The sequence below is a fragment of the Flavobacterium sp. PLA-DH12 genome (assembly GCF_059511845.1).
The window spans coordinates 142718-157645 of the sequence record NZ_JCAMPD010000007.1; the positions used below are offsets into that span (position 1 = coordinate 142718).

The 14928-nt window shown below is 31.6% G+C and carries 14 protein-coding genes; 7 read left to right on the top strand and 7 right to left on the bottom strand.

Annotation, left to right across the window (positions count from 1 at the left end; genetic code table 11):
* Positions 1–54: 54 nt before the first annotated feature.
* The 5 genes from AC5ZCW_RS15155 to AC5ZCW_RS15175 all read right to left on the bottom strand — a co-directional run bounded on the left by AC5ZCW_RS15155 (position 55) and on the right by AC5ZCW_RS15175 (position 6457).
* On the bottom strand, positions 55–1152 hold the full coding sequence (locus tag AC5ZCW_RS15155) for a DUF1214 domain-containing protein (protein WP_496120724.1): 1098 nt from the start codon (positions 1150–1152) through the stop codon (positions 55–57).
* Positions 1153–1210: 58 nt separating this feature from the next.
* Complete coding sequence (locus AC5ZCW_RS15160) at positions 1211–2611, bottom strand: DUF1254 domain-containing protein (protein ID WP_496120725.1); 1401 nt, start codon at positions 2609–2611, stop codon at positions 1211–1213.
* A gap of 446 nt (positions 2612–3057) precedes the next feature.
* The gene (locus AC5ZCW_RS15165; protein WP_496120726.1) at positions 3058–4350 is read right to left on the bottom strand and encodes a nucleoside hydrolase-like domain-containing protein; all 1293 of its coding nucleotides are present in this window, start codon (positions 4348–4350) and stop codon (positions 3058–3060) included.
* 138 nt (positions 4351–4488) lie between these two features.
* On the bottom strand, positions 4489–5586 hold the full coding sequence (locus AC5ZCW_RS15170) for an exopolyphosphatase (protein WP_177210709.1): 1098 nt from the start codon (positions 5584–5586) through the stop codon (positions 4489–4491).
* Between the two features lie 334 nt (positions 5587–5920).
* Positions 5921–6457 carry a porin family protein gene (locus tag AC5ZCW_RS15175; protein ID WP_496120727.1) on the bottom strand — a complete coding sequence of 179 codons (537 nt, stop codon included), beginning with the start codon at positions 6455–6457 and terminating at the stop codon, positions 5921–5923.
* A 431-nt stretch (positions 6458–6888) separates the two neighbouring features.
* Here AC5ZCW_RS15175 and AC5ZCW_RS15180 point away from each other — a divergent pair, with 431 nt between their 5' ends.
* The 4 genes from AC5ZCW_RS15180 to AC5ZCW_RS15195 all read left to right on the top strand — a co-directional run bounded on the left by AC5ZCW_RS15180 (position 6889) and on the right by AC5ZCW_RS15195 (position 10618).
* Positions 6889–8034, top strand: a complete 1146-nt coding sequence (locus tag AC5ZCW_RS15180; RefSeq protein ID WP_496120728.1) for a helix-turn-helix domain-containing protein — start codon at positions 6889–6891, stop codon at positions 8032–8034.
* Between the two features lie 94 nt (positions 8035–8128).
* On the top strand, positions 8129–8857 hold the full coding sequence (locus AC5ZCW_RS15185) for a hypothetical protein (RefSeq protein ID WP_343542828.1): 729 nt from the start codon (positions 8129–8131) through the stop codon (positions 8855–8857).
* A 2-nt stretch (positions 8858–8859) separates the two neighbouring features.
* Positions 8860–9561 carry a M23 family metallopeptidase gene (locus tag AC5ZCW_RS15190; RefSeq protein WP_343542826.1) on the top strand — a complete coding sequence of 234 codons (702 nt, stop codon included), beginning with the start codon at positions 8860–8862 and terminating at the stop codon, positions 9559–9561.
* A 220-nt stretch (positions 9562–9781) separates the two neighbouring features.
* A complete protein-coding gene (locus AC5ZCW_RS15195) occupies positions 9782–10618 on the top strand; it encodes a hypothetical protein (protein ID WP_496120729.1) in 837 nt (278 codons plus the stop codon).
* Positions 10619–10755: 137 nt separating this feature from the next.
* On the opposite strand, the gene AC5ZCW_RS15200 is transcribed toward AC5ZCW_RS15195, so the two are convergent.
* Positions 10756–11520, bottom strand: coding sequence for a ThuA domain-containing protein (locus tag AC5ZCW_RS15200; RefSeq protein ID WP_496120730.1), 765 nt, complete (start codon positions 11518–11520; stop codon positions 10756–10758).
* Positions 11521–11788: 268 nt separating this feature from the next.
* Here AC5ZCW_RS15200 and AC5ZCW_RS15205 point away from each other — a divergent pair, with 268 nt between their 5' ends.
* Positions 11789–12187, top strand: coding sequence for a hypothetical protein (locus tag AC5ZCW_RS15205; RefSeq protein ID WP_496120731.1), 399 nt, complete (start codon positions 11789–11791; stop codon positions 12185–12187).
* Between the two features lie 187 nt (positions 12188–12374).
* Here the strand turns inward: AC5ZCW_RS15205 and AC5ZCW_RS15210 are convergent, their stop codons facing one another.
* Positions 12375–13049, bottom strand: coding sequence for a hypothetical protein (locus tag AC5ZCW_RS15210; RefSeq protein WP_343542821.1), 675 nt, complete (start codon positions 13047–13049; stop codon positions 12375–12377).
* 407 nt (positions 13050–13456) lie between these two features.
* Between AC5ZCW_RS15210 and AC5ZCW_RS15215 the strand changes: the two genes are divergently transcribed.
* Together AC5ZCW_RS15215 and AC5ZCW_RS15220 are read left to right on the top strand one after the other, a co-directional pair.
* Entirely contained in the window at positions 13457–14158 is a 702-nt protein-coding gene (locus tag AC5ZCW_RS15215; RefSeq protein WP_343542820.1) for an outer membrane beta-barrel protein, read from the top strand.
* A gap of 11 nt (positions 14159–14169) precedes the next feature.
* On the top strand, positions 14170–14901 hold the full coding sequence (locus AC5ZCW_RS15220; RefSeq protein WP_496120732.1) for a porin family protein: 732 nt from the start codon (positions 14170–14172) through the stop codon (positions 14899–14901).
* Positions 14902–14928: the final 27 nt, after the last annotated feature.

Below are 14928 nucleotides of genomic sequence, written 5' to 3' on the forward strand. Positions count from 1 at the left end.
TAAATAAAAAAGCTCCAGATTTCTCTGAAGCCTTAATTTTATTGGCAATACTATTTATTTAACTTCAACCGCTTCAGGAAATTTCCATGAGCCATTAAGTATTTCTTTGTGCGGACGATAAAGTCTAACCCAATAATTCCAGCCTGCAGTAACCGGAATACAATTTGGTGTTTTTCCGTCACAACCTCCAAACTGAATAGTGATCGATCCGTCAGCATCTTTTTTTGCTGTAATATTATTTAAGGTATACATATTGAGATCGTTTTTTTCAAAATAACCTTCTTTATTGTATACGCTTATAGACCAAAATCCATCTACAGGAACATTTTTTACTTTAAGTTTATAGACCGTTTTTCCGTCATTTTTTTTAGGATAAACAGAAAGATAAAGTGCATCTTTTTCTGGATTTCCGCCCCATCCTGTTGCGCTTCCTAATAAATGGCGTGTTTCATCGACTTTACCTTTTACTCCAAACATTCCTTTTGTATCAGATAATTTTTTAGAAACGTCAATTAAAGAATCTCTAACTTTCTTTTGACTCACTAGATCCCAATTTGGAACCGAAAAAGTTCCTTTATCTTTTTGGCTAATTTTAATTGCATCTTGCAATGCTGTAACTTTCGGTAAATCATTCGGATCGTTAGGATCAATAAAAGTTCTTATTCCTAACATCAGATAGCGTGTCCCGATTTTTTCCTTTGTAAAAGTAAAAGTTCCGGGAGCGTAATACGTTTCAGAATAGTGATCTTCGTCGATAGTCTGCATAGACATAAAACGTTTTCCTGGATTTGGCAGTGTAACGGTTATTGGTCCAGCATCGAGATCATAAACTCCAGAAGAATACAAGACATCTCGGTTAGCACGAATTACAGCTTGTTTGTCAATTGGCATTAAAGTTCTATAATGATGTACATTACCAATACCACCAGCATCTTTAACCGAAGTTGTAAAGTAGAGATCTGTTTCTGCGCGGTTAAAATTTGCAGCAGTAACTGGAACACTATTTTTTTGTGCGACTGAATCAGAAGTCACAGCAGTAGAATCTTTTAATGCAGAAGAATCCGTTTCTGATTTATTATTCTGTTTGCAGGATGAAGTCAGTAGCGATATAGCAATTAAAAATAGGCCTGATAAGAATTTGTAATTTTTCATATTATTTGAAATTAAAATTAGAAAAATGGTTATGATTTTATTTCTGTACTAATGGTTCTCATTTTACAATTTCTGGAAGAGGCATTTTCCAAATGTTATTAATAACATCTGGTTGTGGACCATAGATTCTCATCACAAATATGAATTTTTCATCTTTAGGTGTCGGAAGCCAGTTGCTTTCTTTGTCTTTTCCAGGAGAAGTGCTTTGCAGATAAATAACTAAATCTCCGTTTGACTCATATTTTAAGCCTTTTGTTTTATTGCCGATAGAATATCTGTTAATTGAATTTGGTACAAGAAAACGTTTAGGAAGATTGTACATCGTGATGCTCCAAAAGTATTTGGCTTCAGGTAACTGATCTTTAGTAAATTTTAATACATATTTATTGTTTCCTAAAAGTTGCTGATTGTTTTTATCAACGTTACTTCCAGTATAAACAGCTTCCTCTTTAGTGTTTCCATAAATTCCGGCAGCTGCAGCAATTGCACGGTTTAGAAAGTTATTTTTAAGTTCTGCACGTGTGCCAAAAAGACTTCCGGCATCTTTGACATTGTCTATTTTAGAATTCAGTTCTTGTTTGGCTTCGGCAATTCCTTTTTCAATTGCTTTTATCGTTTCTGGCGAGTATTTTGAACTGTCAAAAGGTTGTCCTGGCACAATTCCAATTTTGGCAAAACGCTTTCTCAGTTCTTTTTCGCTGCTGTCTTCGTTTGCATATTGTAATAAAGCATTTAATGCACTGATAAATTGAAGCGAATCATAATCGCTTTCTTTCCAGACTGGCAAAGGTAGATTGTATTTTTTTACAGGAGGAGCAGGCTGTTTTGTGTATTCATGCAACGGAATTAATTTATACTGCGCCTGTATTTTTTTAAGATTTGATACATCGGCTGGATCGTGTAATTGAGTACGGCCTACAAGATATATTAAATTGGTTTCAGAATGTAAAACCTTATCAATGCCTTTAGGAGTTTCTCCTTTCCAATCTGGTCCTGCAATGAGATATTTACCTGCATTATTGCCAGTTGCTCGCGATCCTACATATTCAAAATTGAAGGTGTAGAGATCTACTAACTGCATTACATAATATCGGTCGTTTTCTATTTTCGGCACTTCAAGAATAACAGGTTCGTCTGAAACATTAATCGGCGCCATTGAGTACGGAGTATCGTTATTTATGGTTATGATTAAAGTATCTGCGGGAGTTGCGCTTGCAGCTACGCTTTTGAATTTGTTAAATCCGGAATATTCTTTAGCTTCTTTGTTGATTGCACTGGAGTAAATAGCTTTGTAATTATAAAATATTGGATAGCCGTATATCCAGGCTTCTTTTGCAATAGCAGTTATGGAGTCAGTAGACAGTGTATTGGCTGTTTCTTGATTATCTTTTGATGGTTCTTTTTTGCAGGCAGTTACTGCTAAAAGAGTTACCATAAAAAAAGCGGTTAAATTTTTCATAATCGGGAGGTTTTATTTCATATATGATTTTTTCCTGATTTTAAAATTAGGGTTTAAAAGAAAAATTATACTTTTTTGAATGGCAAACATGGTTTCAAATTATAAGTTGCAACCATTTTCAAATTAAAGAGCTTTAAAACGGAGAGTTGTCCTGAAAAAAGTTAACAGGTTTAAAATTTTTAAGAAGCTCATCATTCCGTAGGAATGTTTGGTTAGTAGATTTTTTTAATTGGATTCATACATGTATATTCCGTAAGAACGCTTGATTATGTTCACAAAATTCATTTCGCAAATTAGTTGTCCGTACAGGACACAATCCAAAATGATATTTTTTTTATCGATGAGATATTCCTGTTGGAAGATAAAATATTGCTATAATATCAAATAATAAAGCTCCAGATTGCTCTGAAGCTTTATATATTATAAAATAATGTATTTAAGTTTAATTATTCATTTAGCCATTTCCATCTTTTGCTCCAATCTAGCAAAATCTCTTCTTTCCATTTTGAGACGGTTATTCCTCCTTGAATTTTTCCAAAATAGAGATTTTTGTCCTGTTTGTCGGTAAACCAATTGGTTCCTAACTTATAATCGGTTTGACTTTTTTTGCCTGGCCATAAGTTGGTTGCCACAATTGCGCCTTCTTTACCATTAATTTCTGGAAGGTCTGAAGTTAATTTATAATGTAAAACCTCAGCTTTTTTCGGAATATATCTAATGGCATAAACGTCATTTCCGATATAATATCCAGGCCATTTCTGAACGGTTTTTCCGTAAGGCACTTCCATCCAAAAACAGATTGATTCTTTTTTGGCGTTGGTCTTTGGCACAGTAAAACGAAGTTCCATAATAGAACAATAAGCCACAGTATCTTTAATAGTTGTTGTACGATCAAATACAGTTCTCGAACTATAATTAAACTTTTCAAAACTACCTCCCCAGCTTTCGCGTGTTGGGTCATTCGGGTCGCCGTCCATCATATATAAAAGAGAAGGGGTATCTCCCATTTTTACTTCGCCTTTATAATAGTTGATAAAATCTTTTCCCAAAGCACTTTTGTCTTGAATATGTTTACTATAATAATTTGAAATAACCACACTATCAGGTTCTTCACTAGGAGAAAACAAACCGTAATAAGAAGAGTTATTTTCTATAAACCATAGATTCGGAAAATTGGCAACTATATAAGCATAACTGTTTGCGCTCCATTTTTTGTTAGGGCCGCCAATCCAATATACTTTAATTTTAGTTTGAATATCAGGAGCATCATGCAAAGCCTGAGCAAGATCTTCTAAACCTCCCCAAACCAATATCCATAAAGGTTGAGAACTTTTTTTTCTGGCACATTTTACAATCCAGTCAGATCCTTCAGTAGCTTTAGAATAGCCAATAAAAGACACATTTCCGTGATAACCTTGTTTCGATATCGAACGCAGATATTCTGGCGTAGCAAAACCTGTTTGATGTTTTTGAAGTTTCGGAAGATCTTTTTCGTAAAGATCAATCATTCGAATTATTTCCTGCTTGCTTCCATTTCCATAAGAAGGCGAGGAAACCAATCCTTCAATTTGAAATTTTTCATTGTACATTAATAAATGCGCCATAGATTGATTGTCATCGGGATCTGTTCCTCCAATATCTGTACTAATTAGTATTCGAGGTTTCTCAGGTGTTGGTTTTTGAGAGTAAGCAGCCATAAAAAAGCTGAAAAAGAAAGATAGATAGAAAGAAATTCTCATAGCAAAAATGATTTGTCGGTTTAATGTAATCGATTGCAATATTGCTAAGATATCAAAATTTTGATTCGATTTGATTTGAACTGAAAATAAAAAAGCCCCAGATTTCTCTGAGGCTCTATAATATTGAAAAATACTTTTTTAGAAATTAGTATTTATTTTTTTCGAACGATCTGCAATGTAAGAGATTAACCAGATTACCTGTCCTTCTTTTACAAAGTAGATTTTCTTTGTAGCATAATCTGGAATACTTTCAAGACAAGTTACAAGAATGTTGTTAGCAGAAATTAAGTATTTTTGATCGTAAGTGCTTAAAACTCTTGCGGCCTCTTTGTTTGTTTTTGCAAGGTTTGTAAACTTACCGAAGTTGTTTTTAAGAACAGCATCATAATCGATAACATCTTGAAGGGTTAAAGAAACATAATGATCTTTATTCACATTTTCATCATAGAAAAGAGTTGAAAACGCCCAAACAGCACCACCAGATAAATATAGCTTATCTTTTTTTGCTAAAGGAGGATTGGCATCAAATAACTCTTTAGTCTTTTTGCGTAGAATTACATTATAATCAAAAGATTTTTCTTGATAAGTCGACATATCGTTTACTTGACTTTTGTTTACCACTGTCTTTTCTACGGCATCAGTAAGCGTCATTGTTCCAAAACTAAGTTCTAATGGAACAAATTCTAATTTACCGTCTTTAAGTTCGTCAATATAACCTCCTTTTGTAGTTTGAGCACCAATATCAAGAAGGAAAGCATTAGCAAAATCAACGGGCGGTATAGCACCTTTTACAAGTGTTTTTGCTTCCTCGTTAACGTCTAATATTTCTAGCTGTTTGCTAGTTAAAAGAGCGATTTTGTTTTTTAATACATCGATGTTACGGGCAGATGCAAAAACAGGAGCAGCCACAACAAAAATGTTTTCTTCAAGAATTTTGTTTTCCGCTTTAATCTTTTGCAATTGGTTGGTAACGATAACACTAGTTTTAGTGATATCTTCTGCAGTAAGTTCTCCATTAGCAGTAATATGGTCAGCAAACGGAATTCTTTCAGTCCAAAAAGAAAGAATTTTATAATCGGCTTTTCTGATGTTATTTACATCAATAACCGAAACTTTTATGGCTCTACGACCAATTTCGATTCCAGCATAAATACTTTTTTGTGAAAATGCAGTAACAGAAAAAAATAAAGTTAGAAGGGTAAAAAATAAAAATTTGGGGTTGTGTTTTTTAAGCATTGTGTTGAATTGTAGTTATAATATATTTGTTTTTAAGAGATTACAAAGTTTCTTTTTTGTGGTATTGATATGAAAATCACAATTTTAGAATGAAAACAAATGATTTCATTACGGAATTGCGAATTTAAGAAAACATTTAATAATATAAAATCAGTTATCGAGAAAACCTGATATTAAATTATTGTAAAGAAATAACGGGATTTATTTCGATAAAGTATATTAATAAAAAAAAGCTTCAGAGAAATCTGAAGCTTTTTTTTTAATCTATACCCATTGGTTATGATAATCTTCTTTTTTGAAGGAGTTCCAAGTATAAAAGCGAGAGTATTAAATTTTAGAAAAAGAAGTAGCCAACAGATACTTGAAATACTCCATTTCTATTATCAGTATCAACCTTAGTTATTCCCAAGTTATATCTGGCACTAAAATTAAGTCCATTTTCTAGTTTATAGCCGATGCCAAAATTAGCGCCAAAATCAAAAGTCGTGTATGAATTTGTTACTTTCACTCCTTCATTTTTTGCAGAAAGTAAAAAACCTATTTGCGGTCCAGCTTCAAGACTCAATCCTTTTGTTACGTAATATTTTCCCATTAATGGAATGTTCAAATAATTCATAGCAACTATATCATTATTGAAGGTATATCCTTGGCGAGAATACATTATTTCTGGCTGGAAGGAAAATTTATCAGATATTGGAATTTCCGATACAACGCCAACATGATAAGATGTTACATAATCAATGTTATTGGTTTTACTTCCATTAACAGTTGAAAAGTTTAAACCTGCTTTAGCTCCAAATTTAATTTCTTGGGCATTAACATTCGCAAATCCTAAAACTGTAAAAACAGCTAGCAATAAAATTTTTTTCATAAAAATTGATTTGAATTATTTGAAGCCAAAATTGATGTAAAAAAAAGTATAAAAGGTTTCAAAACCTTAAAAGTGGATAAATTGGTACTTATTTACTGATGTTTTTATATCCATTAATGTAATTAAGAAAGTTGTCTCCAGCTAATTTGGTTCTAATTTGTAAAATATAGCCCGCGTATATTTCTAGCTATTCCTTAACTTTTTCTTAGCAACGCGAAACATTGAAATAGAGCTGATTTATTATAGTTTTTAAGCAATAATCAAATAATAACTTGTAATTCAGATCTTATTAATTGTCATTTTGTTTAGTTTTAATTGTAATTCCTTTAACAGTAAATAAAATCAATTAAGTATAGTTTCGTCATGGAAAATTATAGGTAATTACCTAAAAAAAACAGAAACAGCATCGTAACTAAATACCACTATATAGATTGATCTTTACTATTTTTTTTAACACGGCAATTTTTCAAGGAATAGTTCTTGGAGCAATTATTTTAAAATCACCACTATTTAAGAGTAAGGCCAATAGATATCTGGCTTATGCAATATTCACTCTTTCAGTGCTTATTGCCAATCTCATTTTCGAAATAATTGATCTTTACAGCAGCATGCCTTTTCTGCGTTTTCTGGATGATGTCGAATGGGCATTTCTTTTTCCGGTTCTGATTTTTATGTTTGTTATACATCAGGTAAACCACCCTATTAGAAATTCCAAAAAAAATCTATGGCTGTATGCTCCGTTTCTATATTCAGCTGTTACAAATGTTTTTTATGACTTTGATGCTGTTGCGCATATTTTTACAATTCCGCACTTTTTTAAAAGCATTTTAGAAACTATAGGGAGTTTTGATTTTTATCTTGTTTTGGTATTTATGCCTTTTATGGCTGTTTATACTTTCAGGTTTATTAAATTTTCAAAAGATAAACAGGAAAAGAAATGGATCACTTTTTTATGGTTTTTGGTTTATATATTAATGATTTCCTGGATGGTGGCTATTCTGATGGGATTGCTTTTTGAATATGATCTCTCGTACATTATGCAGATTCTGGCGTTGTTTGCCACATTTTTAATTCATTGTACAGCTTATTATGGTGTTTTTAGATATAGGCTAGCCGACAATAAAATAGGAATAGAAGAACGGTTAAATAAAAAAATTGTATTAGATGATGAAATGCTTATCGAAGAAGTAACTCTTAAAAAAGGGAATGATGCAAATGGTTTAGAAATCTTTACAAAAGAAAATCCTTATTTTAAGCGACTGGAAATACTTTGCGAAGAGCATCAGATTTATAAAGACAGCAATCTAAACAGAGAGAAAGTAGCAGAGCAGTTAGGAATAAGTGCGGGATATGTCTCACAGCTCATTAATGTGATTACGGGAGATAACTTTGCTAATTATATAAATAACTATCGGGTTGAAGCCGTGAAAGAAATGATTCTCGATTCTGACTATGAAAACTACAGCTTGCTTGCAATAGGATTAGAATCTGGATTCACTTCGAAGACAACATTTCATAACGCCTTCAAAAAATCTACAGGTATGACACCAAATAGTTTTCGGAATACTAATAAATAAGTTCGGATTTCTCTAGTCTTAAGATATTTGGACTTTGTCGGTTTTTATTTCATTTAGGTTTGCTGTGATAATCAACTTAATCATTGCAATTTATATGAAATTAAATCGACTCTTAATTACTACTGCAGTTTTGTCTGCGGTAGCGGTTCAATCGCAAACGACCGAAAAAAAGAACCAGCTGGAATTCTCTGTTGGAAATAATTTTGGCTTCTTAAAAAATCTAGAATTTGCTCCAGTAGCAATGTATGAATATGAAGGGCTGGTGTATAAATTAAACTACACACGAACTAGCAAAAATGATAATCTATTTGAAGTTAAGCTAGATTATCTTTCAGCTGGACTAAAAACGGATAGGCTTTCTAATCTCAATACAGATTATTCAAAAGTCGGTTTAGGTTTTTCTTATCTGAAAGATATTTATAGCAAAGATAAGTTTACCATATATGTAGGACTCCAATCGCAGACTAATACTTCTATTTACAGTAATCCGAATACTTCGACTTTTAATAATGATGATTATTATACTTTGCATCAGGAATTTGGAATAGCGGGTAAATTCAGATACCAAATTAATGAAAAACAATATTTATCGTCAAAATTAACCCTTCCTGTAGTTTTGCTTAGAGTTACCAACGCTGAAGGAAAGTTTTATACAATAAACAACTATCAAAGTGTTTTATGGGATTTGGATTATGGCTATAAGCTTTCGAATCATTTTGAGATAAAAGCAACGTATAACTTTAATTACGCCAGACTTCAGGTGCCAAGTGCATATAGAGAACTGCAGCATCAATTAAACCTAGGTATTAACTACAAATTTTAATCATGAAACCAATCAAATCTTTAGGTTACTTTTTTGCAATCCTATTTACGCTTCTATTTACTTCATGTGTAGATACTTTAATGGGTGACGAAGGAAAATATGATGAGAATATTTATTTAAATTACAAGACAAAAACAGTATTAGAACTGCCTTTTGAAGACGACTGGTATATAGTTGCGGGGGGAAAATCTCTAGAATTAAATCATCATTTTACTCCTAACCGCCACCAGAGATATGCGCTAGATATTGTTCACGTCATAGACAGAAAAGGAAATAAGGGAGACGGAACCAAAAATGAAGATTATTATTGTTTTGGGAAACGTTTAAATGCTCCTGGAAATGGAAAAATAATAGCTGTAGAGAACAATATTGAGGATAATATTCCAGGAATTAAAAATAGCAAACAATCGTTAGGAAATTATATTATTATAGACCATTTGAATGGAGAATTTTCTTTTATGCTTCATTTAAAAAAGAATTCTATTATAGTAGCCGTAGGCGATAATGTAGAAAGAGGCCAGAAGGTAGGTTTAGCCGGAAACAGCGGTTATTCTACAGGTCCGCATTTGCATTACCATCTTCAGACAACTTCGTCACTTGTAACGGGTGTCGGTCTTCCTATGCAGTTTCAGAACTACTATGCCGATGATATTTTTACAGAAAAAGGAGAACCTATTACGGGTCAAATTGTGAGGAAGAAGTGAAAAAGAATATTTTTTGAATGTCAATCAATTATAAATTGAATTATTGAGTTGCAAAAAAAATGAGGGAAATTTGAAGCTTGACTTAGTAGCGAGATGCATTCATATAAGTGGCAAAAAGCATCGATAAAATTTAAAGTGCTTTTGAAGGTTAGTAGTGCAAAAGTTATACATTTGAAAAAAATAAGCTAGCTATAAACTCAAACAAAAATTAAATATTGCTATGGATAATAACAGTTTTCATGAATGGTTGCATACTAAAAATTACTTTGAATATTCAAAACTGAAAATTGAGTTTACGGAAACAGGTATAAAAATTTCATTAGACTATAAAGAGACAAGCGGGAAATTTGCTTTCGAAAAATATTTATTTCATAAAATATCATTTAAGCTTGAACAAATTAGTAGAATTTATTCAGTTCAAAATAATTGGTGTGAACAAGAAAGTAGACACAAAATAACAAGAGAAGATATCTCCAATGAAGATTTTTCTTCAAAAATTAGTGGTTCAGATACTTTTGCAATCATACCAATTGAAAATAAATATGCTGTTAAAATCGAAAATTGGTGGCAGGATTTTAGTGCAATAATTGATTATAAAAATTTTACAATTATACTAGATGAAGTCGAAGTAAAAATACTAGAACCAAAGTTATCAGAGGATGTTTTTGATTTTAAGTATAAATCTAAGAATCTGCCGAATTCTACTTTTTGGATTGATAAATTAGCAGCAGAAGGAATAGAAGCATCTTATATTGACTATTTCTGTAATCCAGTAGATATTGATCAAGTTTGTTCAGACAATTATAGTGATTGGTCAATTCGTCCTGTTAAAGAGCAGGGCTCAGGTCTAGGCGCGAAAATTTGTATAATCAACAATTCTGATGAGTTTAAAACGGTTAGGTTTGACTTTATTGAGAAAAAACTAGTAGATTTTATGGATAAAATAAAACAAATCGTTTTAGTTTCAGAGGTTGAAAATGTAAAATGTGGCAATGTAGTTTTTAGTAAAGAGCAATGGGAAAAATATGTGTTCGAAAATGTGATGCCTGAAATATAATTTAATAAAACCTGTGGAAAAAATAAAATAAAAAAGCTTCAGAGAAATCTGAAGCTTTTGTTTTAATATCGGATGATGTGAATTAATATATTTTTGTAAATGATTTATTTTTCAAGTCTTATCATCATTTCATCTTTTTATTTGCCTATAGCGTAAGTAATTCCCCCCAACAAATGCTGTACAAAAAGAGGATCATTGTAACTTTCAGAGCTGTGGCCTAAAGCAGTGTAAAATACTCTTCCGCCATCATAGTCATGATACCATGCCAGGGGATGATTAGCGCCATGTTTGCCACCTTTGTATGAAGACTCATCAATTTTTATAAGCACATTTACGTTTGGATTTAGATATTTAAAATTGTACCATTCGTCTTTTCGTTCCCAAATTGCAGGAAGATGTTTTGTAGACAAATGTTCATGGTCTACAATTATAAGTTTAGCATTCTGTGGTTCAGGATGCCCTTCAAAAATTCCGCCAATCATTTGCGTGTACCAAGACCAATCTGGTTCGCAGTTGGTAGCCGAATGAATACCAACAAAACCATTTCCATTTTCTATGAATTTTTGCAAAGCCAATTTTTGATTTTTGTCTAAAACATTACCTGAGGCACTTAAAAATATAACGGCTTGGTATTGCTTTAAGTTTTTTGAATTAATTGCCAGAGAATCTTCGGTAGCGTCTACAATAAAATGATTTTCCTGTCCCAGTTTTTTTATCGCTGCAATTCCGGCAGGAACGCTTTCATGTCTGAAGCCATTGGTTTTAGAAAAAATCAGTACTTTTTTTGCTTTATAAGAAGTGGTCTGTTCTTTGTTTTTTATATGGAAAGAAACTAGAAAATAGCTTGTTAGTACAATGAAGCAGAATAAAAATGATTTTTTTATTGAAAACTGATGGCTCATTTTAGAAAATTTTATTTTGGGAAGATAGGAAAAAAATATTTCTGAAGGTTGTATTTACTCGCTGTCGCAAAATGCTATAAACAAAAAAACAAATGGTGTTTTTCTTAGTAGCGGGAAGAGGCTCCTCATTTAGTACCAAAAAGCATAAATTTAATTACAGTCCTTTTGGCAGTTTGTGGTGGGGAAATTATATATTTGAAAATAAATATTTTGTGAAAGTTATCGCACATATAATAAGTTATGTGCAAGCAGAAAAAAACAGAAACAAATGATGATCAATACAAATAAAAGCGATATAGAAAATTCTAAAAAAAGGAATATAATAGTTACAATTTTGCTTTCACTATTTCTAATAGCCGATTTCTATACTTTGAAAACAATTTTAGATTCAAATCCAGATAATGATTTAATTGATCTTGCCGAAAAAATAAATTACTGTTATGTTGTCTTCACGATTCTAGATTTGCTTTTTACATTTTTCCTTTTTAAATGGAAAAAATGGGCATTTTGGGGAACTCTAACAATTAGTGTTTTAACTTTTCTGCTTAATTTATATGTTGGAATAGGAATAATTGTGTCTTTTTTGGGATTATCAGGAGTAATACTTTTATTTATCGTACTTCAATTAAAATCTGGAAATGTTTCAGGTTGGAGAAATCTAGAATAATGAAACCATCTCCAAAAGCATAAAATCCACCTCATAAAAGCACCACAAAGGATTTAGATTTAATCTAATAAAGACTAAAAAAGAAAAGCTCCAGATTTCTCTGAAGCTTTTGTCTCTGTAGCCTAACGGGACAATTTTCGAACCATTTTAAAGATGATTTAAAAAACTTAAATCCAATTTAGATATTTTATTTTAATAAATTATTTCCAAAAAGATGATCGTACAATTTATTTTTATCTATAGGAGCGTTTTTCTTCAGAGGTGTCATGATGAAGATATATTGTTTATCTTCATTATGATAAAATACTATGTTAGCATTTATGTTTTTTAATCCATAATATTCTATTTTGCTATATATTACTTTTGAATCTTTATTGTTAAATTTGATGACATAGTTACTGAAATTTAGATTAAAGCTTTTTATAGTGTCATTATTTATTTGGTAATTTATCTCATTATCTGAAAAAAAATCTATGCGATTAATTTTATAGTCATCTTTAAATACTTCCGGACTCAAATTAACTTCGAATAAACCTTCATTAATTGTAGAAAAATAACCTGGTGTTGAATAATTAGTTGATTGATGATTATTGAATGTGAAATTCTGAGAAATATTTTTAAGTTTTATGACTATTAATGAGTACTTTGATTCAATTTCATATTGTGAGATAATTGAGTCATTTTTTAAGATATAAGAACCAATACAAACATCGTGGTTTTTAAAGGGTAATAAATTTTTTATTTTCATGCTTTTGGTTGGAACGAAATTCATTTCGTTCATTGCATTCATTTCTTTTTCTATTACATTTTTTTTGCAACCCAAAAATATGAGAAGCAATAATGTGATACAGATAATTTTCATGTTAATTTTGTTTAAAGCGAAGTTATTTAATTTTCTGTAATTAAAACCCGATCGCTCCAATATGTAGACGACGATAGTTGAGATTTGCAATCTGTGCTCGCGAAGAGAATGAGAAAGGTATATAAACAAAAAAAGCTCCAGATTTCTCTGAAGCTTTTACCTTGTAGCGGGAACAGGACTCAAACCTGTGTCCGCGGCGGCGGATATGAGCTCGCCGAGCTGTTAGGATTTAAAAATTTATAGTAAATGTAATACAATTTATTTGTGACACTCAAGCAAATGTCTAAGTAATCCTGAAAACAAAAATTACCTGCAATTAGGTATATAATCGGATTTTTTGTGCCTTTTATCGGATTTTTTTAATTGTAAGCTAAAATTAATACATATATTCGCAGAAATTTTTGCTAATGAAAGTAATATTACACTTAATAATTTTTAGTTTTTTTTTTAGTGCCCCAATCTACAGTCAAAACGAAACTAACATTACCTACGGATTAAAATTTGGTGTTCTGCACTCCACCTTCAGTAATCTTCCAGAGAGCATAAAAGGGAGAGATAATACTTTTGATAACAGTGTTATGGAAAGTAAGGGAAAATTTGGCTTAGAAGGCGGTTTCTTTTTAAATTTTAAACTTCATGATACACGAGTTGCCATTCAGCCGGAAATCTTATTTAGACAGTCAGGAGAAAAAGTGACTTACAAAGATGCCGTTGGAAAAGAATTCGAACTCGGATTAAATTATGCTTTTCTGCAAATCGGTGCTTTATATAAAGTTTATCCTTATGAAGGTTTAAATTTTGGTGCCGGTGCTTTTTATGGTATCAATTTATCTCCCAACGATATAACATATAATTCTAATGAAGCAGGTGGTATGTACGATGTTGCCACGAGACAGTTTTATAAAGATGGTCTTGATGGAGACGATGATTTTTCGTTGTGTTTTGCATTAGGCTATGAACTTCATAAAAGCATACACTTTGACTTTCGCTATTATCTAGGCGTAAAGGACATGATTAAGAGTAATGCATCATCTTTTCAGTTTATCGAAAATCAAAATAAAAGCAGTGTCTTTTGTTTTTCGTTAGGCTACAGTTTTCACGAATGGTAATTTATAAAAAAATGAAAAAAATTATTTTGCTTCTTTTATTAGTAAGCACAAAATCTTTATTGGCGCAGGGTGATCGAGAAATTACGTATGGTCTTTTTGGCGGCGGAATCTATTCTAAAATGTCCAATCTTCCAGATGTGATAGTGCCGAAAGGTATTTATGAAGGTTATACTTTAAAAGAAGAAGGCAAGTTTGGAGGAATGGGCGGTTTGTTTATTAATTGGAAATATCCTTATGCAAAAGTTGCTATTCAGACCGAAATCTCCTATTCAGGTCAGGGAACCGATTTGAATTACGAAGATGTAAAAGGACTCAAATATAAAATGACTTTTGGTTATAGTTATATCAATGTCGGAGCGCAGTTTAAATATTATCCTGTCGAAGGATTTTATATTGGCGTTGGGCCTTATGTAGGATTTAATATTGCGAGTGATAATATAAAATACTCTTCAAACGCACAGGAATTATTTGCAGATTCTGGTGTTTATTTTGAGCCAGATGCCAATGTTCAGAAAGTATTGAAAGAATCTTTGACGGGTAAAAATTATTTCTACGGAGTTTTATCTGCAGGATATGAATTTGGCAATAATCTTTCTATTGGAGCAAGATACTCTTTGGGGCTTACAGATGCTTTAATGACCGAAGAAAATGGACATCGTTACAACGAAAACAAAAATAAAATCAATAGTATTTCACTAATTATTGGTTATTCATTTGACTTTGATGATTTAGGAAATTTCTAAAAAAAACATCATCATAAAAATCACTTT

Excerpts from the sequence above, each read along its gene's own strand:
- AC5ZCW_RS15155 (WP_496120724.1), bottom strand. The coding sequence starts at position 1,152 with ATGAAAAATTACAAATTCTTATCAGGCCTATTTTTAATTGCTATATCG.
- AC5ZCW_RS15160 (WP_496120725.1), bottom strand. The coding sequence starts at position 2,611 with ATGAAAAATTTAACCGCTTTTTTTATGGTAACTCTTTTAGCAGTAACT.
- AC5ZCW_RS15165 (WP_496120726.1), bottom strand. The coding sequence starts at position 4,350 with ATGAGAATTTCTTTCTATCTATCTTTCTTTTTCAGCTTTTTTATGGCT.
- AC5ZCW_RS15170 (WP_177210709.1), bottom strand. The coding sequence starts at position 5,586 with ATGCTTAAAAAACACAACCCCAAATTTTTATTTTTTACCCTTCTAACT.
- AC5ZCW_RS15175 (WP_496120727.1), bottom strand. The coding sequence starts at position 6,457 with ATGAAAAAAATTTTATTGCTAGCTGTTTTTACAGTTTTAGGATTTGCG.
- AC5ZCW_RS15185 (WP_343542828.1), top strand. The coding sequence starts at position 8,129 with ATGAAATTAAATCGACTCTTAATTACTACTGCAGTTTTGTCTGCGGTA.
- AC5ZCW_RS15190 (WP_343542826.1), top strand. The coding sequence starts at position 8,860 with ATGAAACCAATCAAATCTTTAGGTTACTTTTTTGCAATCCTATTTACG.
- AC5ZCW_RS15195 (WP_496120729.1), top strand. The coding sequence starts at position 9,782 with ATGGATAATAACAGTTTTCATGAATGGTTGCATACTAAAAATTACTTT.
- AC5ZCW_RS15200 (WP_496120730.1), bottom strand. The coding sequence starts at position 11,520 with ATGAGCCATCAGTTTTCAATAAAAAAATCATTTTTATTCTGCTTCATT.
- AC5ZCW_RS15205 (WP_496120731.1), top strand. The coding sequence starts at position 11,789 with ATGATGATCAATACAAATAAAAGCGATATAGAAAATTCTAAAAAAAGG.
- AC5ZCW_RS15210 (WP_343542821.1), bottom strand. The coding sequence starts at position 13,049 with ATGAAAATTATCTGTATCACATTATTGCTTCTCATATTTTTGGGTTGC.
- AC5ZCW_RS15215 (WP_343542820.1), top strand. The coding sequence starts at position 13,457 with ATGAAAGTAATATTACACTTAATAATTTTTAGTTTTTTTTTTAGTGCC.
- AC5ZCW_RS15220 (WP_496120732.1), top strand. The coding sequence starts at position 14,170 with ATGAAAAAAATTATTTTGCTTCTTTTATTAGTAAGCACAAAATCTTTA.